The sequence below is a fragment of the Comamonas aquatica genome (genome assembly GCF_018064205.1).
Classification (GTDB): Bacteria; Pseudomonadota; Gammaproteobacteria; order Burkholderiales; family Burkholderiaceae_C; genus Comamonas; species Comamonas aquatica.
The window spans coordinates 1,721,189-1,745,791 of the sequence record NZ_CP072916.1 but is presented as its reverse complement, the minus strand read 5'-3'; the positions used below and the strand labels follow the sequence as shown (position 1 = coordinate 1,745,791).

Below are 24,603 nucleotides of genomic sequence, written 5' to 3'. Positions count from 1 at the left end.
CCGCCAGTTCATGAGTATCACTCTTGAGTGATAACTTGCAGAAATCACATTAAAGTGATAATTTGCATTTATCACTTTGAAATGATTTTGGCCGTGGGGGTGAGATGGACTACACACTGAATTTTCCACAGCACCTGGGCTTGTACCTCAAGTCGCTGCGTAAAGCCAAAGGCATGAGCCAAGCTGGATTGGCGAGCTTGCTCCAAGTCACGCAATCCAGAATCGCCGCGATTGAGAAGGACCCTTCCGCCGTCAGCGTGGGGCAGATGATGGCCATCCTGGAATTGTTGGGAGCGCAGTTGGTGCTGCGGGCTCAAACGCTGCCCCCAGAGGCCGCGCTCTCAGACGCAGCATCCGTCCCAGTGCAAGCCGGTGAATCCACGTCAAAAAGCAAGCAGGCGAGGGTAGTAGCCAGTCAGGCAGCGCCAGCCCAGCACCTTGAGCCAAGGCCGAGCGCGCAGCCGCTGAAACACACGGTACTCGCAGATGGCTGGCAGAGTCACAAGCCACAAGGGCGTTGGTAATGCGCGCGCTCGGTATTTGGATGAACGGTTTGCGTGTAGGTCGCTGGGAGATCTCGCGCACGGGTGCGCACAGTGTGGTGTATGACCCAGGCTGGCTGGCGAGCAAACATGTGCGCCCTTTGTCGCTGTCGCTGCCATTTACGCCGGACCTGCGTGTCACCGGCGAGGTGGTTGAGAACTTTTTTGACAACCTATTGCCTGACAACACCGACATCCGCAAGCGCATTCGGCAACGGTACGGGCTGCGCAAGTCTGACGTTTTTACCTTGCTAGAAGCGATCGGTCGCGATTGCGTGGGTGCCGTGCAATTACTGCCCGAGGGTGTTGAGCCTGATGGCTTTGATCAGATCCGTGGCCAGCAATTGGATGAAGCCGCGATCAGCGCGCACTTGAGCTCTTTGGGGGCTTCATTTGGCAGCCTGGATACGGACGTCGACTTTCGGATTTCTATTGCTGGCGCACAAGAGAAAACAGCGCTGCTGCGCGTGGACTCACAGTGGTACGTGCCCGAAGGTGCTACGCCTACCACCCACATACTCAAGCCCAACATCGGTTTGGTGCCGGGGACAGAGCTGGATTTCACACAGTCAGTGCAAAACGAGTGGTTGTGCAATCAATTGCTTAAAGCGCTGGGATTGCCGGTAGCGAACTGCAGCATTGAAACTTTTGGCCCACACACGGTGCTGTGTGTCGAGCGCTTCGATCGCGCATGGACACCAGATGGCTGGTTGGCACGTTTGCCGCAAGAAGATTTATGCCAGTCGCTGGGGGTCGCCAGCACTCAGAAGTACGAAGCGGATGGTGGCCCTGGGATCGCGCAATGCTTGCAAGTGTTGAGCAAGAGCCAGGCGTCTGCGCAAGATTGCGCGCGCTTCGTCATGGCACAGCTGGCGTTTTGGCTTTTGGGTGCTATCGACGGCCACGCCAAAAACTTCTCCATCTTTATGCAACCTGGCGGGGGATATATCTCAACGCCTTTGTATGACGTGTTGTCGGCATGGCCGGTAATAGGCCATGGGCACGGAAAGATTGCTTGGCAGAAAGCCAAGATGGCCATGGCTGTTCCAGGGACTCAAAGCCGCCACTACCACTTGCAAAAAATCCAGCGTCGGCACTGGAAGGCTTTGGCAGATTGGACGCGGGTTGAGGGCCTGTGGCCCGCGATGCTGGAGATGCTGGCGCAGCTGGACACCGCGATTGAGCAAGTCAATGCTGACCTGCATCCTAGTGTGTCACCGAGTATCGCGAAGCAAATCTACGACGGAGCACGTGCCCAAGCACACCGTTTTCTGGCTGTACCTGATTGATGAGGTACAGGGCTTTTGCCTCGATTCCAGTTTGCGGGATTCCCGCAAACTGGATTGCTTGATTTCAGCAAACTAGATTGCTGCTTTCCGGCAAACTAGATTGCTGGTTTTCAACAATCTGGAATACACGGTAAGGCTGATCAAAGGGACGCCGCCGATCCCGCAAACTTTGCTGCGGCGTTGTTGCATAAATCACCATGAGGCCGAGCTACCCCAAACCTCAGACGGATTTACGCAGCAGCGACCGTCTGGCGTGTGCCCAGAGCGGTAAATTGATTGAGGATTGACGCTCGAATATTGAGCTCGGCCACCTGGCGTTCAAACGTCCTGGCCATCACCTTCTCGCCCAGGCGCTTGAAGCAATTCATCTTGGTCTCCACCAAAGACCTTCGGTGGTAGCCGCTCCAGCGTTTCCAGATTGCCAGCGCAGGATCATGGCGCGGTTGCGGTCGGTGCAGGGAGAGGTGGCTCAGCGCGGGTTCTAACAATCCATTCGGCGCCGCGCCTGGCTAGTCTGTACGACGACATGCCGCAAACGAAACTCGAAAGGTTTGCACGCTTCGCCACATTTCTTCTGGCTCCGTCACCACCCTTTGGCCAGCATCTCCCGCATGCTCAACCCATTCAGCACCGTGGCGCAGGTTTCCCAGTCCGCATCCTCCACCTTGCTGTACTTCGCATCAAACGGATTGCGCGTGGCCGTGGTGCGGTCTATCAGCTGATTTGCGGCGGCCTCGTCGTTCAAAGCTACCTGCACCCACACATCTTCTAGGGTATCGGGGATCTGCCCGAACAGGCCATGGATGGCTTCAAGCCGGTCGGCCAGCACCTGGTGCACGCGGTCTTCCACCGAGTCGCGGTAGCGCAGGTTGGCGATCCAGATTTCACTGCGGGCCTGGCCAATGCGCTGGATGCGGCCTTTGCGCTGTTCCAGCCGGGTGGGGTTCCAGGGCAAGTCGATGTTGATCAGCGTGCCTAGCCGCTGCAGGTTCAGGCCCTCCGATGCTGCATCAGTGCCTAGCAGCAGCTTCAGGTCACCCTCGCGCACCCGCTTTTTGAGCACATTGCGGTCGCAGCGCTGAAATCGCCCATCGCGCCAGAAGCCCGAACGGTTGCTGCCCGCGTACAGGCCAATGTCCATACCCGCGAACTCTGGGCGCTTGGCCATTTCATCGCCCGTCCAGCGCACCGTGTCGTAATACTGTGAGAACAGGATGCAGCCGCGCTCCAGCCAGCTCTCGGAAACGCCCGGGTGGGTGCCTAGCAAGTAGCCGATCAGCGCCTCCAGCTTGGGGTCGTTGTTGCCGCCTTGCTTGAGCAGGTTCAGGCAGCGTCGCAGCGAATCGATTTCTTTATCGGTGAAGTTTTTGAAATCGCTCGCCCCTTGCGGTGGCCGTCCGACCTGCACCGGTGCCTCATCGTCGGCGTCATCATCGTCTTCGTCGTCGGGGGCATCAGGCTCCTCGCCCAGCAGCTTGGCCACAGTGCGCCGCCCGGCTTCCATCGAACTGCCCAAGCGCCGCAGCAGCAGCGTTTTGAAAAACCCCGCACCTTTCACCCGTTGCGCCAGTAGCTGTGAAAACTCTTCGGCCTCCACATACGCTTCACGCAGGTAGCTGCCCAGCACCAACGCACCTTCGTGGTCTTCGCCAAACAGTTTCACCGTCACCTTGGGCAGAAAGTAGCTGCCCGTGGCGGGGTTGATAGTGGCCTCCAGGTAGGCCCGAGTGCGGCGCACAATGCAGCGCAGCAGCGGGTTGTAGTGGGCACCGTACTCAGGCAGCAGGCCGTTTTGCAGCTGCACGCGCTGAATCGCGGGAGAGAGCTGATTCAGACTCTCAGGAGGGAATTGCCAACGCGTGTCTTCGGCATCCAAGCTGCGGCGAATGCGGTCAAAGGCCGGGTTTTCAAACTTGGAGGGCAGCGGATCGCGCACAAACTCCCAGCCCTCACGCAGATCCGCTGTCGGCACCTCCGCATCTCCAGTGGCGATATCTAGGCAACGGCTAGGCTGATACCAACGGCTGGAATGCGTCCAGCCACCCAGCACACCATCATTGCCCTGCGAAAGGATGTGCAGCAAATCCCAAGCCTCCACCGGATGCAGCTGCACCGGCGTGGCTGTGGCCAGCAACATGCTTTTGGTCTTGGGGCCTATCTCGCGCAAAAAGGCCATCAGCTTGTTAGGCTCGGCGCGCTCGTTCACTTCATCGGCATCGGCGTCCACCTTGGGCACCTTGCGGCGGCGGGCGCGGTGCGCTTCGTCCACGATCACGCAGGTGTAGCGACGGCTCAGCAGCTGCCCCACGGCTTCAGACAAGCCGCGCACCACCAGCCCTTGCGACACCAACCCAATGCGGCGCGGGCACTTGCCCAGCGACTTGGCACCGTCTGACGGGTACTCCAGGTCGTTCTCGTCCACCCAGGTCTTGCCTGTCCAGCGGGCCGATGGCAGGTCCAGCAACTCCATCAGCTCGTCCTGCCACTGCTGCAGCAAGGGCTTGGGCGCCAGCACTAAGATCGGCCCGCCCTCGGGGTCGTCCAGCGCCATCAGCATGGCGGCCATGGCCAGTTGCACCGTTTTTCCCAGACCTACCTGGTCGGCCAACACCAGGCGTGCGCCACCCAGGCGATGTCGCTCCAGTGCTAGCTGGGCAAAGTATTTTTGGTGCGGCCACAGGCCCTGCTCGCGGCGGTACACCGGTGCCTCCACGGCCACAGCAGCAGCGACCTGCGTGGGGTCTGGCATTGAGGGCAGTTGCGCTGGCTCGATGACCGTGCGGGTGATGATGCGTTGCACATCCTGCACGATGAAGGGGCAGCAGGATAGGTCCACCGCTCGCGGGTCGTTCCACAGCGCGTCAAACTCCGCCTGCACCCAGGCGATGGTTTCGGGGTCGTTGTCTTCCCACAGCAGCTCGTAGTTCAGCTTCCAGGCCGACAGGCTCTCGTTCACGCTGCCCATGAAGGCGGTGGCGGTGCCATCGGCATAGCGCAGCACCCCGGCCTTGCCGTGAATCAGGCCAAACGCCGTGTCAGGCAGCACCCGCACTTCCAGCTTGTTGCTGGTCAATGCGTCGTACAACGCCCGGTAGCGCGGCAAGGCTGCGGGCGGTGCTTCCTCAGGCTTGCCCGCGCACCAGCTGCGGCGCAGCGCGGCTTGTGCGGCGGCGGCGGTCGCCAAGTCTTGCGGGTCCAGGTCAGAGTTGCAGATGATGCGCACTGGCCCGGCCACACTGGCCAGTGCCTCACCCGCCACCTCAAACAGGCTGGATCGAAAGTACCCCGCAATGCGGTCGTAACTGATGGCGCCGCGCAGGCGCTGGGCCAACACCGATTTATCAAGGCGGTTCAGGCGGCTGGAATGGCGCTGCAGCATGCGGTGCCTCTATCAAGCGTGGTCGTTGCGCAACCGCCCGGCCAGCATTCGGGCGGCGTCAGAGTCTGCCACCCACTCGCCCATACCTTCGGCATTGCCCAGCGCAGCCAGCCATTCCAGCAGGTTCACAAAGCCTTCGCGCCGGCCCCAGTAGCCTTGGCCAAACGTGTCGCGCAGGTATTGGCGGCCAGGCTCGGGGCTGTTGTCGTTGGCAGCCGTTTCACGCACGGCAAACAGCAGGTGACGTAGGGGCGATGCCGCAAACGGGTGCGGACCCGCCGCCGCCACACGGCCCCTGCCTCGACCCACATTGGTGCCCATTGGGCCTGCAGTGCCCGCCCCATCATCGCCAACAGCTACTAAAACGCTAGCAGCCAAGGCGCTGGCGCTGGCCACGCGGGTGCCGTTGGCCTTGTCGCTTTTGAGCAGGGGCTTGATGTCGGTCACGCCAAAGCCGCGGGCCAACTCTTCGTACATGCCCTTGCGGCGCTCGCCCCGGCTCTCGATGTCGAGCGAACGCAGGTAATAGCGCTCCACCAGGCTCAGGTCTCGCCAGGCGTTTTCCAAACCGCGTGGGATGAGCGTGTCGCAGGCAATGCCCAGGGCGCGCTCAATCACAGCCTGAAAGTCGCTCTTCTCGCCCTTGGCGCGCACGGCAAACACCTCGTGCTCCACGTCTTTGCCGTCCAGGTTGCCGTACTGCGTTAGGACTTTCAGCGCGGCAGCATAGGCGGCCAGCTGGTAGTCGGCATCGTTGAAGTTGGGCTCACCGCCTTCGTCCAGCGCCTGCATGCTGGCAATCTGGCGCTTCACCTCGTCTTCGACCAGCGGGTACACCTCGTCCAGAAAACCGGGTTCGTTGGCGGCGCGCTTGCGCAGCACCAAGCAGACGGTGCCTTGCACGTAGTTGCCTTTTTTCATGCCCCCGGCTTGCGTCTCGGTGCTGATGGTCCAGGCGGCGGTGGCCTTGAGCCCTGCAGCCCAGAGAATCATGCCCAGGTCGGCCCACACCGCCGGGTCTTGGTGCGTGAACATGACCATTTGCATGCCGTTGTCGGGCATCTGGCGGGCCAAGTTCCGGTAAATCTCAACCATGGAGCGACGGAAATCCTCACCATTGCCACGTACGGCGAGTTCAGCGCGGGCATCGGGAGTCCAATCCGGGAAAGCCTTGGTGAGTTGCTTGTCGTACCACGCTAGGAAAAAGTCGCCAAGTTCGTGATAGTTGATCGCATCTGCATACGGTGGGTCAGTAATCCATATGTCGCACTTACTGGCAATTTCGCGAGCATCTACCAGCTCAGTTGCATGCAGGACAGCAAAAGCTGATGTTTGGCCAAACGGTTTAAGCAGCGAATCCTGCAACAGCCCAAACGACTTGTTTCCATGATTGAACAAAGTGTTCAACGCTTGATTGACAAAAGTTTGGTCAGTATTCCCAGGACCTTTGGATTTATCGCCGTTCCATGTGCATAGCTTCGAATTCCAGTTCGCCTGTACACCTAACTTCAACAACAGAGCCACCCGAGCCTCTTTTGAGGTTGCAACCGCTCCTTGTGACAAATAGCAGCCATAGGTCAACAGCTGCCGTGGCGTAAACAAATGGTGCCAATCCGTCCAGCCTCGCTCACGAATAGGTTGATCGGTGTTGTAACCGCCTGCAATTTGCTTCGAAGGAATGAACCCTTCGCGCTGCCAATCGGCAAACCGCTCGCGCAGCAGCGCCAGCACCTGCGCTTCGCGCTCCAGATCGGCCGCGTCCGGTGCGGCATAGCGGCGCTCCAGCTTTGGTTTGCCATTGCGCATCACCGTCTTGGCCCAGCGGATGCAATACAGGCGCTCCTGAAACACATCGTCCGGGCGCGGCACCACTTCGTCATTGGTCCAGCGGCGCAGGCCATCGGTGCCGCGCAGTGCCTCCACCGACCAGCTCCGGTTCGGATCAAACGGGTCCACCACGCGGCTGTCCACCACGGTGGCGCCTTTTTTGTCTTTGTATTGCTTGAACTCGGCTTCGGATACCGCCAGCACTTCGGGCTGCAAGCGGTCTGAGCCGGCCACGCGCTTCCAGGTGGCGACGATGCGGTATTTCTCGGCTATCACCCAGCTGGGGGCCAGCGGAATGTAGTAGTCGGAGCCTTCGGGCTTGACCTCCACGCAGTACAAAAACGCTTCGGCGCGTTCGCCCCGGTCGTTGTGTTCAATGCCCCAGTCGGTGATTTGCCGGTCGGCGGCGGCAAAGACCTGTTGCTGCACGCGCGCCACTTCGGCCTGCACCTCGGGGCCACCGCCCAGCAGGTTCAGGCTGGCCCAGGTGAGCAGCCCGGCGACTGGGTTCAGGTCGGAGCCAAAGGCTTCGCAGCCAATGCGTGCCGCCTCAAACGGTATGGAGCCGCCGCCACAAAAGCTGTCGCCCACGCGGGGCGTGTGGCCAAAGGTGCGCTGGCCCAGTTGGTCGATCAGTTCTGACAGGCAGGTGGCGGTGGTGCCCAGGTGGGCGTTGATGTCGGCCCAGGTGGCTGGCGTCGGGCCTGCAATGTTCTCGGGGCGTTCGCAATGCACCAGGCGCTCGGCATAGGGCAAGGCATCGAACTCGGCCCGGTCGGGGATGGGGCGCATGCGCTGTGCATCCAGAGCCTGCTGCTGCTCGGGGCTTAGGGCGTCCCAAATCTGGGTGAAAAGGGCTTCCTTGTCTTCTTCGCTCAGGCCCTGCTTGAGGCCGCGCGCACCAAAAAACTCTTCTTGCACCTCGGGTGTGGCGGCTTCGCGCCAAGCGGCTGCGGGTATCTCGCCCTTGCAGCGCTGCCAGGTGCCATCGTCGTCCATCGTCAGGATTTTGAGAAAAATCTCGCGATCCTTTTTGGCGTCGTTGCTGGCAGGCATCAGCATGCCCAGGATGGCGGCGCGCACCAGAATCAAGGGCTTGCGGCCCCACCATTTGCCCAGGCCGGTGAGCGTTTGGCTGGCACCGGCCTTGCGCTCTTTGTAGGCTTCGGCCGATAGGCGGGCAATGGGGAACTGGGTTTCGATGAAAGTGGGCATGAGTTACTTTAAATTTAATAGCTGCTCGCGCTTATGCAGCAAGCGCTAGAGGCCAATTGGGCCTAAAAATCAGGTGGCGGCGGCCCAGTTGTCTAGCTGCAGGCCGGGCACTTTGGCAAATTCGCGGGTGTTGTTGGTGACCAGCAGGGCCTGTTGGCTCAGGGCGTGCGCGGCAATCATGGTGTCGAGTGCGCCAATCGGAGTGCCACGGCGCTCCAGGTCGGCGCGCAGGTCGCCATAGGCCCACACGGCAGCATCGTCAAACGGCAAGATGGTGAGCGGGGCCAGAAACATCTCCAGCGCCTGGCGGTTGCGGGCAGAGCCACTTTTGGCCACGCCAAATGCCAGCTCTGCAGCCACCACGCTGCACAGCCCCACATCGCCCATGCGGTATTGCTGAAAGCGCGCCAGCACGGTGGGGGGCTTGGCGTTGATGATGTAGATGCAGATGTTGGTATCGAGCAGGATCATGGGTTGATCTCGTCCCGCTGCTGGGTGTCAGGCTGCTCGCGGGTGAGCACAAAGCCGGGCTCAAAAGCGGCTAGCCCGGCTTGCAGCGTTTGCCAGGGGTTGTCTGCGGGCAGCAGCAGCACGCCGTTGCCAAAGTGCTTCACCACGACTTCCGTGCCGGTGAAGCGGTATTCCTTGGGCAGCCGCACGGCTTGGCTGCGGCCAGATTGAAAAAGGCGTGCGGTGTCCATGGCGGGCTCCTTGGTTGGTGGATATCAATGGTAGCTACCGCCCGTGATTCTGTCCAGCACGGATTTGATAGTGGAATATTTGCTATATATTTAATAGCTGCTTGCGCTTTTCAAATAAGGGTTAGAGCCCAAATCGATAGCAAATCAGAGCGACAGCGACAGCTGCGAGTGCCCCAGCAGTTCGCGCCGCGCCTTGGGCGAGAGGCCTTCGCCTTTGACAAACGGGTTATCGGCCAGCGCCGCACGCAGCGCCTTGCGCCAGCCTATGCCCTTTTGCATGGCCTGGCCGGTGGTGGCCACGGTCATGGTGTAGAGCCACCAGCGCTCTTCGGGGGCCAGCACCTCCCAGTTGTGCAGTGCGTTGGGGATGTCGTCTGGCGGGGCGTCTTCGACCGCCCAGCACAGAATGCACAGCTCTTTGCCCAGCGATGGGTGCACGGGCACGGGCTTGGCAGGCGCTTTGACAAACTTGGCCACCGGCAGACCGTTAGCGCGCAGGCGGCGGTTGGCTTCGTCCCAAAAGGCGGGGGCCAGGGCCAACCAGCGGGCGCGGTCAATGACGACGCGCAAGCCGGGGGCGTTGGGCTGGGGTGGTTGCGTGGCGCGTGCACCCAGGCTGTCCAGGTCGTTGCCCCGGTGCTCGGTGATGCAGATCATGTCGCTGCTTGAGGTGCCTTTGGGCACGTCAATCAAAAAGCCGTGGCGGGCCTCTTCGGGCAAAAAACCCAGGCCCACGACCTTGCGGGTGGTGCTTGCAGAACTGCGTGCCATGGTTATTGGCGCACCTTGGCGGCATTGAAGGCCTGGTTGGTGGCTTTGAGCCAATCCAGCAGTGCTTGGCCGCTGGGGAATGCCAGGCTGCCAATTGCCATGCGCAGGCAGCCTTCGCTGACGATGTCTTGCAGTTTTTGCGCGATGGCTTTGACAGCAGAGGCGTCGTAGCCGCCCTCCAGCGCGCCGGAATATTCGACGTTCTGCTGGCCATCGGCGCTCTCGGCGGTGAGGCTGATGTCATGGGCCATAACTGAGCCCGCTTTCTCCAGCCGCCCAATGGTGTCCCACACGGCTGCGGCGTCGTCGAGCTTGGTTTGTTGCGTCCAGCGGGCTGGGGCGGTGAGGTCAATCGAGGGGCGTTCTACGCCCCCCTGCTGGGGGATGGTGATGCGGATGGTTTCAGAACTGAGGCCGTATTCACTTGCGGTGGCCATGGCGCACACCACGCGGCAATTGGCGGGCACACGGAACGGGCCGTCGTAAGTGGCAATACCCACGCTGGTGGGCGATGAACCATCGGTGGTATAGCGAATGCTGATGCTGTTGGCCTTGGGCAGCGCGAGCAGTTCCACCTCAAAGTGGTCGCCCCGGTTGTGCAACTGGTACTTGAGGCGCAGCTTGGCCGTCCAGTCTTTCACGGGGCTGGTGCGAGCCAGGTCTGCCGGGTCATGCGCCAAGAAGCGGTATCGCAGTGCGGTGGCTTCGAAGCGTGTGGGTGTGGGCACGGGGGATGAGGCAGCAGTGGGCTCTGCGTCGCCCGTTTCAAACACCACGGCGGGGGCGTGCAGTGGCTCAATCTTCAGATAGGTGTAGCCAGGGCTTTCTTCTTGCACGGAGAGTTCACGCACCGACACTTCAGGCACGGGCGGTGGAAATGGGCCACGGCGAACGTGGTTGCCCTCTTCGCGCCAGTGGCCGCGCAGCAAACATGCGGCTTTGAGGTCGTCTAGCGCCGAGAGTTTGTGCAGCGGCCAGTTGGTGTTGACGGCAGCGGCACGTTTGAAGTCGGACCAAAGCACGACCTTGGTTTCCGCCGAGCCGAACAGGCGTGCCTCTGCACGGGTGCGGAAGCTGTCGTCGTCGATTTTGGTGGTGAACTTTTGTGCGCCTTCCAGGGTGTGGCGCAGGGTGGCTTCGCCGCTTTGGTTGCCCGCAAAGGCCAGGTCGGTGCCGGTGGCACGCAGTGCGCTATTGATGGAGGGGTAAACGATCTGGTCGAAAGCCTCTTTCAGCGCGGCGGTGAACTGCAGGCCTACGCGGTCGCGCAGGGAGTCAAGGGCGCGCCACTGGGGGTCGTCAGACGGAGTGTTTTCAGAGCGCAATTCGTCTTCAATGCTCTGGAGGGCGCGGGTCTGGCGCGCGGAGTCAAGCACCTTTTGGAAGGTATCGCGCGAACCGGTGAGGAAGAGCACACGGTTTTTGTATTGCTGCTGGGCCCACCAGGCTTGCCAGTCGGCAGAGATGGGGAGCTGGTTGGCCTGACCACCTGGGCGCACGATAACTAGCGTGGTTTTTTCCAGCTCGATCTGCACTTCATCTGGTGGTGGCAGCACTTTGATGACCTGGTAACAGTCGCGCAGTGAGGGGGCGAAGTACGCCTCTAGGTGCTCACGCAACATGCGGTCCACCGTCTCGGTGTGCAGCGAAAGGGCCATGGAGCGCAACTTGGCAGCCAAGTTTTGCTGGTTCTTGAAGTAAAGGCGGCCATCAGCCGAGTTGTGCAGATACCAGGCGCGAGTGGCCAGCTTATCGAGCACGTTGGCCTTGAAGGTAGACAAGTCCCGCCCTGGACGTTGCAGGCAATCGACCAGCTGGTATTCGCGCAGGCCGTGAATGGCGCCCGGCGTGGTGGAAAGCGATGCAACCAAGATCAGCCGGGCTGCATCCGACGCATCGGAGTTGCCGTTGGCCAGGTCGATTTGCTCTACCTCGGCATCGCCTGCGTGGGCGATGTCATGGGCAATGGCTTCGCTCAGCGATGGGTTGATGGTGCGAACTTCAGACGCAATTTCGTCCAGGTTCAAGTCCAGGTCGTAGGGGTGGATGAGGTCGATGGTGGCGGCCTTGCCGGAATTCCACAGGTTGGACACCACCATCTGCATGAGCCGAATCACGCCACGGGTTTGCTGGAAGCCCTCGTTTTCCTTGAACTTGCCGACCAGCTCACGCAGGTCCGGGTGGAAGGGGTACGCATCCAGCACACGGGTGAACAGCGTTTCGGGGGATGTGGTGGTCAGGCCCATTTGCACCGCTTCGCGCAGCGCTTCGCGGTAGGCCTCTGCCACCTTTTTGACTTCAGGCTCGGGGGCTACTTGCGCAAACAGGCGTTTGCGCAGGATGTGGTACAGCTCATCGCCGTTGGGGTTGACCGGCGTGATGGGCACGGCGATGCGGCGGGACTCAGAGGTGATGCCCTGCACGGCGCGGTTGAAGGCGTCTTCCAACCGCGATTGACCCACACTGAAGTTGGAGCCCGCCAAGTCGGACAGCACAAGGCAGACATTCGGCATGTCTGCCACAGCGACAAAAAGATTGGCCAGCGCGGCTGTGGTCACAACTCCAAGGTCTGCATTGCCCACTGGCACGGCCACAGCGTATTCTAGGTATGGCGGCAGTTCATCCAAGAAAAGCACCAATGGCTCACCGCCTAGCAGCTGCTTCCACGCTTCAGGGCCTGGGGCGCTCAGCAAGGGGGACACGTAACGGGCAAATTGATCCGCCTTGCCCAGTTGTTCTGCAATGGAACCCCAGATACCGCCCGCTGCATCTGTGCTGCGGCCATTGAAGCCCACCACACGGCATGGCCCCAGGGTGGGCGCGGGGTTCTGGTCGCCGGTGAGCACTTTGTTGCGCAGGGCCGGATCGCGTGCCAACAAGCCCAGCGCAATCATGCTGTGCGTCTTACCGCCGCCCATGGCCTGTGAGAGCAGGAACACTGAAGACCCGGCACCCGATCCACCCAAATGCCGGAAAGCCCGATCCACCAGCGTGAGCATGCCGTTGGTGAAGTAGTTCTCTTCGAAGAAATCAGAGCCGTTGACCTCACCTTTGAGGAAGGTGTCGAGGTTCAACACGGTCGCGCGCCGATCTGCGGCGTGCACTGACGGACGGGGCTTGCAAAGGGTGTGGATGCTCATTTGTTGCTTGATCGGTGAGATGCCGGAATCTGGCGATGGTCTTGGACGTGCCTTACGGAGTTGGCTGAAGCCCGCAAGGATCTGACCAACAAATTTTTACGTGGCAGTATGCCAGTCCAAGCCCCTCGAAACACTGATCTTCAATATTGTCATCGCCTCGCCTGAAGATGCAGGCTCGGCTAGCGCACCTTTTGCAGCGCGGGAACGAGTATGTGTGCATGCAAGTATTCGCGCTGAACGACTGAACCCGTTTGTGACCCCAAGTGGTTCTGATGCCATAGATCGCATCAGGTTGTTGTAGTTTGACCCTGCAAAAACATGAAGTCTGGTGAGGGCTCCGCGCCTTGCGATCCAGTTGTATCGGTCTACATGCCCCCGAAGTTTTCAGTTGTCTGCATAGATCCGTCATCAAACTGCAGCACCCGCTCAGGCCAGCGCAGCGCCGCCAGCTTGAAGTCGCGGCCCAAAGGGGTGGCAGCCTTGCGCTCCACCCATCGACCGCCCACTGAGAAATCCACACAGAATACGTTACCTCGCTGGCCGTGCCACGCAAACGGGTGGGTGTTTTCAAACAAGTCCGGGTCACCCTTGCCCACCGCAGCGCGGTCGATCTTGTGCACCCGCCGCCAGTAGTGGCCCACCACCACAGGCGTGGCGTCGGTGTAGGCATCCCACCAGGGTATGCGCTCGGCAAACCGCCATTTGCCGCCTGAAAAGAAGGGGACGGTGCCGCCGTTGTCAGTATCACGGAAACGACAATTTTTCTCCTGCTCTCGAATGTCAGGTTTTGTCTGGTTCTCATGGGGTTGGGTTTTAAGCCGTGCCTTTGCGTTCAGTTTGTCGGTTCTTCCTGGGCCGCCCGCCTTTCTTCCCATTGCGGCGGCTGGCAGCCTTGCCCTTTTTGGTTTTGGGTCCCGTGGACAAGCCGCCGTGCAACTTGCAGCGTCCGCCGCGATACAGGACCCTGCTTTTGCAGGGAGTGCCCTTGCGCGTCCTCGCGCCACAGCAGTCGCTGTGGAGATGGACGGACGCAGGTTCGTGATCAGCGCTCTGGCGGCCAGATGCTGGCGCCGGTATGGCATGTCGTTGAGTGGGGTGGTGCATGGGTGCCTCTGTCTTGCAATTGAACGTACTTGTGCGCCGTCCCATCTCAGGGAACCCGCGCTTTGAGCAGCCACCATTTCAAAAGCACGCAGTTCAGCGGCACTGTCGCCACCAACCAACTGGTGCGTTGAGGAGTCGGTTGCGGGGACTTTGCGGCCGGCCACGATGGGATTGGTGCTGCCCGTACCCTGGAGATGCTTGCCTGGAGTGTCGATCGAGGCTGGGCCAGGATGCCAAGGCTGGTATGGATGGGCCAAGTGGGACCAGCGCCAGCGAACCCTACAGAGCATAGGGTTCGCTTTGGCAGGGTTGGCAACTTCAGCGTGACCTGAACATTAGCTGTGGGCGAGGAACTGCAAGTGGCTTCTGAGATGGCACGGGTGCCCACCATGCTGGCAGCAGGCTTGGGCCGTGCAGGTGCCGTGATGTGGGCACGCTGGTATTCCGGGCTTTGGCGGTAGCGCTCCGCAGCCGCGCCGCGGAGCTTGGTGATTGGCTTGGTTAAGATCTCAGCCATCGTTTTCGTGCGCTTGGGGCGGCAACGAGGGCGAGGCGGACTCAGGGTATCGGCGGGCCCCAACATCGGTGCCAGGGCTGCATAAAACGCCTGGGGGGCTTCTTCAATGCAGTTGCGAAGCAGCTGGGCCACGCAGCTTTTCCACATCGGATCCTTGCGGTGTTGCAGCGCGCGAATAACTTCCCCGGCCATTTGCTCTGCCGTCAGCGCCATATCCGAATAGTCCAGCAGGCCCAGAGCAGCAGCGTGGGGCTGCATGGCTTGTTCAAAGCGCGCCAAGCGCGCACGCAGCTGCGCTTTACCACCCAGTAAATCCGAGCCTTGCATCCGCCCGTGGACCAGGGGAACGATCAGCACATGCATGTGCTGTGCGCTTTCATCCTTGTGCACGACCGCGCTCAGGAGGTTGGTGCTGCCAAACTCTGTGGCCATCCAGTCCAAAGCAGCTTGAAAGTACGCGCATTCATCATCTTGGATGCCCACAGGCAGGCTGACCAAGGCCTCGATCAGGCGCACGGCATCCACGCGCAGCTTGTCGATGCCTGCTGCTTCCAGCTGTGCTTTGTAGGCGGCGTTGACTTCGTCAGCCGTCTGGTGCCCGAGCAAGACGCGGTTGAGATGCTGCTGGCCTGGGGTGATGTTGGGCGTCAAGGCCAGCTCGCGCAGATTGTGCCGAGCCGCCCGCAGCGCTGCCGTGGGGCCCTTGAGCTTGGCAAAGCGCACCAGCAGGTTGGCAGGGCGTGTTCGGCGGTCCATCTGCACGCGTGCCCCTCAAATGAACCCAGCCGTGACAAGCACGGCTGGGTTGGAGAGGGCCAGCGAACGCATGGCGGGGCAGCGGTTTAGTGGATACCCAAAACGCGGCGCAGCTCGGCGACCGACCAGGCCAAGCGGTTGTTGATGCGGGCAGGGCGCAGCGGCCCCGTTTCCTTGCAGGCCCACAGGCGCAGGGTCTGCTCGGAGCGGTTGAGGTGGAAAGCCGCCTCGGCGGTGGTGATGTGGGAGCGGGTTTCTTCGTCCAGGCGGACGGGGTGTGCAACAAAGTAGGCCATCGTTGTATTCCTCTGAGTTGAAGAAGTTGTGATGGCCGCGACTTTGAAAGTCACGACGAACATGAGCCCCCTACATGTTCGTATTTTTGTGATGGCAACAGAGATTCAGATTGCAGGTGCTCACCGATCCAAGCCCTGCAATTCAGTCGGCAGAAAACCTGCCAGCGAGTTGGCTGGGTCCGCTCTATACGAAGCGTCTGCTATGTGGCGGCATTCAGCTTGCGACGAATGGTCGTCGGCGTGACGTCGTAGCGTTTGGCCAAAATACCTGCCACGTCCTGCTTCGCATAGTGGCTGGCCATCAACTTGCCTGCTTCACGCTGGAGATCTTGCGGCGCAGGTACCTTGGACTGCTTGCGCCGCGTATGTGCAGATTTGTCAGCCCCTTTGCGGGCGCCTGCTTTGATGCGGGCTTCTTTGTCTCTCAGCTGTCGGATGTAAGGGCTCAACGCCTTGGCAGATGCTTGGACGCCTTCTTTGTGCGACAAAAATTGAATCAAGACGGCCACATGCTGGTACGGGCAGATCTGGATGGCATACAGCAGCAGCTCTTTAACGGAGCACTGCGCGAGTACGGCGGTTTCCTCGGCGCAATTGGCCAGCGTCAGCAGGGCAGGCCAGGGCAACTGCTCGGCAAGCACCTGCTCGCTGGTTTCTGGCTTGAGCGGAAAGCCCCTGGGCGGCAGATACACCGGGGTCCCCCACAAAGGGTCTTGTCGCAGGGTTTGCTTGAGCTGCTCGGTCTTGGCCTGGATGGCCAGCATGGTGCGCGCTTGTTGTTCCGTGAGTTCGAGGTCCACATGTGGGGCGCACTCGATGGGCAAACTCGGCAGTTCGGTGGTGGTACGGGTCTTGTCAAACGGGGGCACGAATCCAGTCTCCTTGCGCGGTTTGGGTTGGGTGGCTGACGCAGTCCAGCGCCAGCCGTCTAAAAAATCGTCTTACATCCGCCCTTACATCGTCGGAAACAACAAAGCACCGCTACTCAAAACATAGCGGTGTTTCCTTGCTTTAAATGCACTGGATAAAGAAATCGATCATATGATTTATTGCTGCCAAATCCATAGCGGAGGGTGTGCAGAGTTGTGTGTAAACGGACAATCCACTGCCGGCACAAGTCGGTCTGTCCGTAAGCATCATGAGCACCAAGAAACACGAAGTACTGAAGTACTACTGCTTGGCCTGCTGGCCAACTCAAGAAGCCAGAAGACCTGATTGGTAAGAGCGGCCTGCTCAAGCAGCTGAGCAAGTAGATGGTTGAAGGAGCTGTCACGGAGCCTGGTGTGATTTGTTGCGACACTTCGCAACTCAGCACACTGGAGCATCAAAACCATGTACTGCCGGATGCATGTGGGATGCATGCCTGCAAAAACAAAAAACCTCGCTATGCAAAACATAGCGAGGTTTCCTTATTTCAATGGTGCCGGAGACATGAATCGAACACGCGACCTTCTCATTACGAATGAGCTGCTCTACCGACTGAGCTACACCGGCAACAGGTAAAGATTATAGTTACTTTTGGTCGGCTTCGAGGTGATAGCGGGTCACGCGTTCGACTTCATTCTTGGAGCCCAGCACCACGGACACGCGCTGGTGCAGTTCGGTGGGCTGGATGTCCAGGATGCGCTCGCGGCCGTTGGTGGCGGCGCCGCCGGCCTGCTCGATCAGCCAGCTCATGGGGTTGGCTTCGTACATCAGGCGCAGCTTGCCGGCCTTCTGGGGCTCGCGCTTGTCCCAGGGGTACATGAAGATGCCGCCACGGCACAGGATGCGGTGGACGTCGGCCACCATGGCTGCCACCCAGCGCATGTTGAAGTTCTTGCCGCGCGGGCCTTCTTCACCGGCCAGGCATTCGTCGATGTAGCGCTTGACTGGGGCATCCCAGTGGCGCATGTTGGACATGTTGATGGCGAATTCTTTGGTGTCCTCGGGGATCTTGACGTTTTCCTCGATCAGGATGAAGGAGCCTTGCTCGCGGTCCAGCGTGAACATGGCCACGCCGTCGCCCACGGTCAGCACCAGGGTGGTCTGGGGGCCGTAGATGCAGTAGCCGGCCGCCACTTGGTGGGCGCCCGATTGCATGAAGTCGCTGTCGTGCACGCCAGGGTGGCCTTCGGGCTTCTTGAGCACGCTGAAGATGGTGCCGATGGACATGTTGATGTCGATGTTGGACGAGCCGTCCAGGGGGTCGAACATCAGCAGGTATTCGCCCTGGGGATAGCGGTTGGGCACCACGTAGATGCCTTCCATTTCCTCCGAGGCCATGGCCGCCAGGTGGCCGCCCCATTCGTTGGCTTCGATCAGCGTTTCGTTGGCGATGATGTCCAGCTTCTTCTGCACTTCGCCCTGCACGTTCTCGCTGCCGGCGGTGCCCATGACGTCACCCAGTTCGCCCTTGTTCACGGCAAAGCTGATGCGCTTGCAGGCGCGGGCGACGACTTCCAGCAGCAGGCGCAGCTGGGGAGGGATGCGGCCATCGGCGCGTTGCTGTTCGACCAGATAACGGGTCAGGCTGACACGACGTGTCATAAGAATTCTCCTTTGGGCACCCTGTGGCAGGGCGCCTTAACTCTAAAAAAGGAGCTGTCAGCGCTTGTTGGTCAAGCGCTGACAGCCATTTTGATGCTCAATCGCCGAGGGCGCGGGTGACCACCTCGCGCACGTCGTTGCTCAGGTCCGGCTTGGCTGCCACGCGGGCAATCGCTTCGCGGGCGGCCGTGCGGTAGGGCTCGGCCAGCTTGCTCCAGCGGTCCAGGGCGCGCGCCAGGCGGGCCGCGACCTGCGGGTTGATGGCGTCGAGCTCCAGCACACGTTCGCTCCAGAACACGTAGCCGGCGGCATCGGTGCGGTGGAAGGCCCCGGGGTTGGCGCTGCAGTAGCTGAAGATCAGGCTGCGTGCGCGGTTGGGGTTCTTGAGGCTGAAGTCCGCATGCTTCATCAGCTGCTTGACGGCAGGCAGCACCTGGCCGCCGCGGTCGCAGTTGCTGGCCTGCAGACTGAACCACTTGTCGATGACCAGGGGCTCGCTCTTGAACAGGGCGTGAAAGCGTTCCAGCGCGGGCTTGGCCAGCTCGGCGCCGCTGTGCACCAGGGCCGACAAGGCGTTGAAGCGGTCGGTCATGTTGCCCGCATCCTTGAAGCGCTGGTAGGCCTTGCCGGGCCAGACCGTATCGCCGCTGGTGCGCGCCGCCAGGCACAGCATCAGCAGGGCGCTGCCCGTGAGGGCACGGCGCCCGGACGAGATGGGGTCGGGCTGGTAGGCGCCGGTGGCGCTGTGGGTGTCGAAGGCCCAGGCCCAGTCGGCCTGCAGGGCTTCGGCCAGTTGCTGGCGCATGGATTCGCGCACGGCGTGGATGCGCTGCGGATCGACCACGTCCAGCTGCTCGGCCATGTAGCTTTCGGCGGGCAGTGTCAGCACCAGATCCTTGTAGGCGGCATCCAGCGTCGGGTGGCGCAGCACGTCACGCAGGGCGGCCACAAAGTCACCGGGCAGGATGTCGGTTGCCACGGCGCCGTCTGCACGCACCGCCTGCAGCGCGTAGCGCAGGGCCAGGCGCTGTCCGGCTTCCCAGCGGTTGAAGGCATCGCTGTCGTGGGCCAGCTGGGTCAGCAGCTCGGCATCGCTGCCGTCGTAGTCCAGCACCACCGGCGCGCTGAAGCCGCGCAGCAGCGAAGGCACCGGGGCTTGCGCCACGCCGGTGAAGACCCAGGTCTGCGTGGTTTCCGTCAGCACCAGCGTCTGGCTGGCGGTGGTGGCCTCCGTGCCTTGCAACTGCAGGGGCAGTGCGCTGCCGTCCTGGCCCAGCAGGCCGATTTCGACGGGGATCACAAACGGCAGCTTGTCGGCCTGCCCGGGCGTGGCGGCGCAGCTTTGCGACAGGGTCAGCGCATAGGTCTGGGCGGCGGCATCGTACTGGCCGCGGGCGTGGACCACGGGCGTGCCCGACTGGCTGTACCAGCGCTTGAACTGTTCCAGGTGCTGGGCCAACGCGCTGCCGGGGTTGGCGTCGGCGATGGCCTGCACGAAGTCGTCGCAGGTCACGGCCTGGCCGTCATGGCGCTCGAAATACAGCTTCATGCCCTGGGCAAAACCGTCGCGCCCGACCAGGTTGTGCTGCATGCGCACCACTTCCGAGCCCTTCTCATAGATCGTGACGGTGTAGAAGTTGTTGATCTCGATGTAGCTGTCCGGGCGCACGGGGTGGGCCATGGGGCCTGCATCCTCGGGGAACTGCACGGTGCGCAGCACGCGCACGTCCTCGATGCGCTTGACGGCGCGGGCCGAGGGGGTGCCCGCCATGTCCATGCTGAATTCCTGGTCGCGGAAGACGGTCAGGCCTTCCTTCAGGCTCAGCTGGAACCAGTCGCGGCAGGTGATGCGGTTGCCGGTCCAGTTGTGGAAGTACTCGTGGCCCACCACGCTTTCCACGTTGGCGAAGTCCACATCGGTCGCCGTTGATTGGCTGGCCAGCACGTACTTGGTGTTGAAGATGTTCAGGCCCTTGTTCTCCATGGCGCCCATGTTGAAGTCGCTGGTGGCGACGATCATGAAGCGGTCCAGGTCCAGGCTCAGGCCAAAGCGCGCCTCGTCCCATGCCACGGAGTGCATCAGGGCGTTCATGGCGTGCTCGGTCTTTTCCAGGTCGCCGGGGCGCACGAAGACCTGCAGCAGGTGCTCGCGGCCAGCGCGGCTCTTGATCTTCTGCTCGCGGGCGACCAACTGGCCCGCCACCAGCGCAAACAGGTAGCAGGGCTTTTTGTGCGGGTCGACCCACTTGGCAAAGTGGCGGCCGTCGTCCAGTGGGCCTGCGTCCACCAGGTTGCCGTTGGACAGCAGCACGGGGTAGTCATGCCGGTTGGCGCGCAGCGTCACGGTGTACAGGGCCATGACGTCGGGGCGGTCGAGGAAGTAGGTGATGCGGCGGAAGCCCTCAGCCTCGCACTGCGTGAAGAACGTGCCTTCACTCACATACAGGCCCATGAGCTTGGTGTTCTTCGCGGGCGCGCAGGTGGTGAAGATTTCCAGTTCGACGGGGTCGCTGCCCTCGGGCAGGTTCTCCAGCACGAGCTGGCTGCCATCCATCTTGAACGAGGTGCCGCCGCCGTTGACCATGACGCGCGCCAGGTTCAGCTCGTCGCCATCCAGGCGCAGCGCCTGGGCGGGCACGCCGGGGTTGCGACGGATGCACATCTTGTTGAGCACGCGCGTCTTGGCGGGGTCCAGGTCGAAGGTTAGGTCGACGGTTTCAATCAACCAGGCCGGTGCCTGGTAGTCAGCACGGTAAATGGCTGAGGCTTGTCCTTCACGCAGCATGAAAGCTCCCCTTATAGGCCTTGCTTGAGCGAGGCTTCGATGAATACGTCCAGGTCGCCGTCCAGCACCTTCTGGGTCGCCGAAACTTCAACGTTGGTGCGCAGGTCCTTGATGCGGCTGTTGTCCAGCACGTACGAGCGGATTTGGTGGCCCCAGCCCACATCGGTCTTGGTGTCTTCGAGCTTTTGCTGCTCTTCCATGCGCTTGCGCATTTCAAAGTCATACAGGCGCGAGCGCAGGCGTTGCCACGCGACGTCGCGGTTGCTGTGCTGCGAGCGACCATCCTGGCACTGCACCACGATGCCCGTCGGGATGTGGGTCAGGCGCACGGCCGAGTCAGTCTTGTTGATGTGCTGACCACCGGCGCCAGAAGCACGGTAGGTGTCGGTGCGCACGTCGGCGGGATTGATGTTGATTTCGATCGAATCATCAATCTCGGGATAGACGAACAGCGAGGAGAAGCTGGTGTGGCGACCGCCCGAGGAGTCAAACGGCGACTTGCGCACCAGACGGTGCACGCCGGTTTCGGTGCGCAGCAGGCCGTAGGCGTATTCGCCTTCGATCTTGATCGTCGCACTCTTGATGCCGGCCACGTCGCCGGGCGTTTCGTCCTCGACCGTGGCCTTGAAGCCCTTGCGTTCGGCGTACTTCAGGTACTGGCGCAGCAGCATGCTGGCCCAGTCGCAGGCTTCCGTGCCGCCCGCACCCGCCTGGATGTCGACGAAGCAGTTCAGCGGGTCGGCCTCATGGCGGAACATGCGGCGGAACTCCAGCTCCTCGATCAGTGGGCGCAGCTTGCCGGCCTCGCCCTCGATGGTTTCCAGGCCGGCGTCATCGCCTTCTTCCTTGCTCATCTCGAACAGCTCGGCATTGTCGGCCAGCTCGGTGGTGAGCTTTTGCAGGGTCAGCACGACCGCGTCCAGGGACTTCTTTTCCTTGCCCAGTTCCTGGGCCTTCTTGGGATCGTTCCAGACGTTGGGGTCTTCCAGCGAGGCGTTTACCGTGCGCAGGCGTTCGTATTTCGCATCGTAGTCAAAGATACCTCCGTAGGTCTTCTGTCCGGGTGGACAGGTCTGCGAGGGTGGCTTCAATTTGGTTGATGCGTTCGGCTTCCATGTGTATTCCTTGTGTGTGACTGTGCTGCGTGGCAAGGCCTGTCGGTGGTCGGACTTTATGGCGTCGCTCGCGCAAAGGCGTGATTTTCGCATGTAGACGGAGACACTGCCCCAATAAGGCACTCGCGCCGCAGGTTTGTGGCGGTCGGCGCCTGGGAATGGGGAGCCGTGGGTACAAACAACAACGCCACAGCGTGCAAAGGCTGTGGCGTTGGGCGGGCGGTGGCGTCAATGCGCAGGCGGTGGCGCTGCCGGTGGTGGCGGAGGCAGGTCTCTTTCGTCCATGGTGAGCGTCTGCAGATCCAGCGTGGTGAAGTCGGCTGGGGCCGAGGCAGCGGGAGAAGTGCTGTTCCAGTCCAGGGACAGCTCCTGCATCAGCACTTCATCGGGCGAGAAGTGGGAAGGGCTTTGGAACGGCGAGTCGCCAGGCAACTCCGTGGCCGCCAGTGGGGACTGCGCGGGGGCCGCAGTCAGCATGTCCAACTGGGCCGCCTGCAGCGGCAGGGTGACCTCGGGGGGCGCAACCGGCGCGCGTGGCGCCGGCGTCGTGCGCAGCGACAGGAAGGCGTCATCCGGCAGAAAGCTGGCGGGGGCTGCCACCGGCACAGCAGCCGGGGCGTCGAACACCACCTCGGGCAGGGGCACTTCGGTAGGTGCGGTGCGGATGCGACCCGGCATCTGTCCCCGGCTGGAGGCCGGGGTGGTCTGGGCCACGTTGTACAGCATCAGCAGGTCATCAAAGGCCGCCAGATCGAACCGGACTTCAGTGTCGGCAAGCGCGGTGGCAGGGTTGTGGACGATCAGGCTGCGCAGCAGGGGCTGCACGTCATCGGTGGGCCACAAGGCCTCGATCTTGCCCAGCACCTCGGGGTAGCCGCTCCACAGGTCGCGCCCTTTGCGCGAGAAGCCCAGGAAAGAGGGCACCTGCACGTTGAAATGCGCCTGGAATTGTTCGCGCGCCTGCTCGTAGGCATCGGTGCGGCTCAGGCGGTAGAGCAGCTGCAGCAGCTCCAGATAGGCCAGGGGCGAGGACGCCTGGTGCTGTGCAATGTGCGACTGCAGGATGTCGACCGCCTGGTCGTTTTCGCCAATCGAAGCGTAGAACTCGGCCTGCTCCTGCACATCGAACAGGGCCTGCGCGGTCAGCATCTCGACCAGGGAGGTGTCAGGTGGTGCCGCTGGTGCGCGGGCTGGCGCGGCCTCTGCCACTTGGCTGGGCAGCTCTTGCAGTTGCGGAGGCTCGGGCAGAGGGGGCTCTTGCGGCACTGCTACCACTGCAGGCGCAGCCATGGCTGGCGCAGTCGCTGCGATGATGGTTTCGGTGGCTTCAGGCAGCGGGGGCTCGGGCTGTTGTGCAGCCGCCGGCACCAGCGGGGGCACGGGGGCTGGTGCGGTCGCGGGTGTTGGCGCAGCTTGCAGCGCGGCCTCGGCCGGGTCCGTCGTCGGGTGGGCGGCCGCCAGCACGGTTTCGGCCCAGGCGTGTTGCGAGTTTTGGCGTTCCTGCTTGATGCGCTGCAGCAGCCACGCAATGCAGGCCAGGGACAACGCCAGCAAACCCAGCAAGACATGCACCCAGGCTGGCAGGCCCTGCTGCTCGGCCTGGGCCAGCTGGGTGTTCAGCTTCAGCAGTTCGGTCTGGTTGTTCTTGAGCTGCGATTGCAGGCCCAGCAGTTGCTGCTCCAAGGTCTGCAGGCGCTGGGCATTGGTGTCCAGCAAGGCCTGGGTCTGGGCGTCGATGCGGGGTTCGGTGGGTTCGGCGCTCGCCGGGGCCTCGGGCGCCGTCTGGGGGCTGCCCAGCCCTTCCAGGGGTTCCATGCGCAAGCGTGGCTGTGTGGTCGCTGCGGGTTCTGCCGCACTGGGGGCTGGAGCCGTGACCGCGGGCGGTGCAGGGGGGGGCGCGACCGTGCTGCTGGCGCTGGCGGCCGCAGGGGCAGCCACTGCAGCTGCGGCCACGGGGGCTGCCGCAGCGGGTTTGACCACCCGCTTGGTCACCTTGCGCACAGGGCGTGCAGACGCGTCTGCAGGCGGGGCGGGGCGTGCCGCCGGGCGCGGGGTGACCTGCAACTTGCTCAGATCAATCGGGGCGACGGTGGCCGCCATGGAACTTGGCGGGTCGGCGAACAGGGTGTAGCTGCGGGCCACGCTGCCTGCGCAGCCGGCCGTCAGCTTCACGGTCACCAGGGGTTCGTGCACGACCTGGGTGGTGCGCACGCGCACGGTGGTGGTTTGCGGGGTGATCAGCACATTGCCGGGTGACAGGCTGTCGTCGCCCATCCACACGGCGGCCGTGATGCAGCTGCTCTCGGCGGTTTGTCCGTCATCGGGCTGCACCTGAAACACCAGGTTCAAGGGCGCGCCGAGCTGGACCTGGCCTTGCGAGTTGCCCAGGGACAGCGCGCAGGCCTGCGAGGCAGCGGCGACGCTGCCAGCGAGTATGAGGATGTTGCGAAGTTTCACGGTGATGTCTTCTCTAACGCCAAAGTCCTGTGCGCAACCACGTGCGCCCTGTGAGTGAATCCTCCGGTAATGCCTCCGCAGAATGTTGCAAATTGTCGCGCTTGGGTCATTTTTTTGTGACAAGCTGGCTGTAAAGGGCCCTGGCTGTTGTCTGTGTGGGACTTAATGTGAACCATTCAT

General features: G+C 61.9%; 17 protein-coding genes, 1 tRNA gene and 1 pseudogene. 2 read left to right on the top strand and 17 right to left on the bottom strand.

Annotation, left to right across the window (positions count from 1 at the left end):
* Positions 1-104: 104 nt before the first annotated feature.
* Together KAQ61_RS08215 and KAQ61_RS08210 are read left to right on the top strand one after the other, a co-directional pair.
* Positions 105-524 (top strand): helix-turn-helix domain-containing protein, encoded by a 420-nt coding sequence (locus KAQ61_RS08215; RefSeq protein ID WP_210931308.1) that lies wholly within the window; start codon positions 105-107, stop codon positions 522-524.
* Positions 524-1,831, top strand: a complete 1,308-nt coding sequence (locus KAQ61_RS08210) for a type II toxin-antitoxin system HipA family toxin (protein ID WP_210931306.1) — start codon at positions 524-526, stop codon at positions 1,829-1,831. The genes KAQ61_RS08215 and KAQ61_RS08210 overlap by 1 nt, the downstream gene beginning before the upstream one ends.
* A gap of 230 nt (positions 1,832-2,061) precedes the next feature.
* Here the strand turns inward: KAQ61_RS08210 and KAQ61_RS08205 are convergent.
* The 17 genes and pseudogenes from KAQ61_RS08205 to KAQ61_RS08130 all read right to left on the bottom strand — a co-directional run.
* Positions 2,062-2,250, bottom strand: a pseudogene (locus KAQ61_RS08205) (IS5/IS1182 family transposase); the annotation flags it as partial.
* A gap of 164 nt (positions 2,251-2,414) precedes the next feature.
* Positions 2,415-5,210: a phospholipase D-like domain-containing anti-phage protein gene (locus tag KAQ61_RS08200; RefSeq protein WP_210931304.1), complete on the bottom strand. Its 2,796-nt coding sequence runs from the start codon at positions 5,208-5,210 to the stop codon at positions 2,415-2,417.
* A 12-nt stretch (positions 5,211-5,222) separates the two neighbouring features.
* The gene (locus tag KAQ61_RS08195) at positions 5,223-8,252 is read right to left on the bottom strand and encodes an anti-phage-associated DUF1156 domain-containing protein (RefSeq protein WP_210931302.1); all 3,030 of its coding nucleotides are present in this window, start codon (positions 8,250-8,252) and stop codon (positions 5,223-5,225) included.
* Positions 8,253-8,321: 69 nt separating this feature from the next.
* Entirely contained in the window at positions 8,322-8,723 is a 402-nt protein-coding gene (vapC, locus tag KAQ61_RS08190) for a type II toxin-antitoxin system tRNA(fMet)-specific endonuclease VapC (protein ID WP_210931300.1), read from the bottom strand.
* Positions 8,720-8,953 carry an antitoxin gene (locus tag KAQ61_RS08185; protein WP_042419946.1) on the bottom strand — a complete coding sequence of 78 codons (234 nt, stop codon included), beginning with the start codon at positions 8,951-8,953 and terminating at the stop codon, positions 8,720-8,722. The genes vapC and KAQ61_RS08185 overlap by 4 nt, the downstream gene beginning before the upstream one ends.
* Before the next feature lie 144 nt (positions 8,954-9,097).
* Positions 9,098-9,724 (bottom strand): DUF3780 domain-containing protein, encoded by a 627-nt coding sequence (locus KAQ61_RS08180; RefSeq protein ID WP_052369990.1) that lies wholly within the window; start codon positions 9,722-9,724, stop codon positions 9,098-9,100.
* Between the two features lie 2 nt (positions 9,725-9,726).
* Positions 9,727-12,801 carry a DUF499 domain-containing protein gene (locus tag KAQ61_RS08175; RefSeq protein WP_210931298.1) on the bottom strand — a complete coding sequence of 1,025 codons (3,075 nt, stop codon included), beginning with the start codon at positions 12,799-12,801 and terminating at the stop codon, positions 9,727-9,729.
* A gap of 428 nt (positions 12,802-13,229) precedes the next feature.
* Positions 13,230-13,739 carry a hypothetical protein gene (locus KAQ61_RS08170; protein ID WP_244983023.1) on the bottom strand — a complete coding sequence of 170 codons (510 nt, stop codon included), beginning with the start codon at positions 13,737-13,739 and terminating at the stop codon, positions 13,230-13,232.
* Positions 13,678-13,968: an HGGxSTG domain-containing protein gene (locus KAQ61_RS18950; RefSeq protein WP_276514459.1), complete on the bottom strand. Its 291-nt coding sequence runs from the start codon at positions 13,966-13,968 to the stop codon at positions 13,678-13,680. Before KAQ61_RS18950 ends, KAQ61_RS08170 begins: the two co-directional genes overlap by 62 nt.
* Before the next feature lie 46 nt (positions 13,969-14,014).
* Positions 14,015-15,208: a plasmid recombination protein gene (locus KAQ61_RS08165; RefSeq protein ID WP_210931295.1), complete on the bottom strand. Its 1,194-nt coding sequence runs from the start codon at positions 15,206-15,208 to the stop codon at positions 14,015-14,017.
* Positions 15,209-15,327: 119 nt separating this feature from the next.
* Positions 15,328-15,537 (bottom strand): hypothetical protein, encoded by a 210-nt coding sequence (locus KAQ61_RS08160; RefSeq protein ID WP_042419516.1) that lies wholly within the window; start codon positions 15,535-15,537, stop codon positions 15,328-15,330.
* Between the two features lie 200 nt (positions 15,538-15,737).
* Positions 15,738-16,406 carry a hypothetical protein gene (locus tag KAQ61_RS08155; protein ID WP_210931293.1) on the bottom strand — a complete coding sequence of 223 codons (669 nt, stop codon included), beginning with the start codon at positions 16,404-16,406 and terminating at the stop codon, positions 15,738-15,740.
* A gap of 549 nt (positions 16,407-16,955) precedes the next feature.
* Positions 16,956-17,031 (bottom strand) — tRNA-Thr (locus KAQ61_RS08150).
* An 18-nt stretch (positions 17,032-17,049) separates the two neighbouring features.
* On the bottom strand, positions 17,050-18,066 hold the full coding sequence (locus KAQ61_RS08145) for a class 1 fructose-bisphosphatase (protein ID WP_183302438.1): 1,017 nt from the start codon (positions 18,064-18,066) through the stop codon (positions 17,050-17,052).
* A 97-nt stretch (positions 18,067-18,163) separates the two neighbouring features.
* Positions 18,164-20,851: an aminopeptidase N gene (gene pepN, locus KAQ61_RS08140; RefSeq protein WP_045266895.1), complete on the bottom strand. Its 2,688-nt coding sequence runs from the start codon at positions 20,849-20,851 to the stop codon at positions 18,164-18,166.
* Positions 20,852-20,862: 11 nt separating this feature from the next.
* A protein-coding gene (gene prfB / locus KAQ61_RS08135) for a peptide chain release factor 2 (protein ID WP_156781647.1) occupies positions 20,863-21,967 on the bottom strand; the annotation gives its coding sequence in 2 pieces (ribosomal slippage) (positions 20,863-21,885 and positions 21,887-21,967; 1,104 coding nt in all).
* A 227-nt stretch (positions 21,968-22,194) separates the two neighbouring features.
* On the bottom strand, positions 22,195-24,423 hold the full coding sequence (locus tag KAQ61_RS08130; RefSeq protein WP_210931291.1) for a hypothetical protein: 2,229 nt from the start codon (positions 24,421-24,423) through the stop codon (positions 22,195-22,197).
* Positions 24,424-24,603 lie beyond the last annotated feature (180 nt).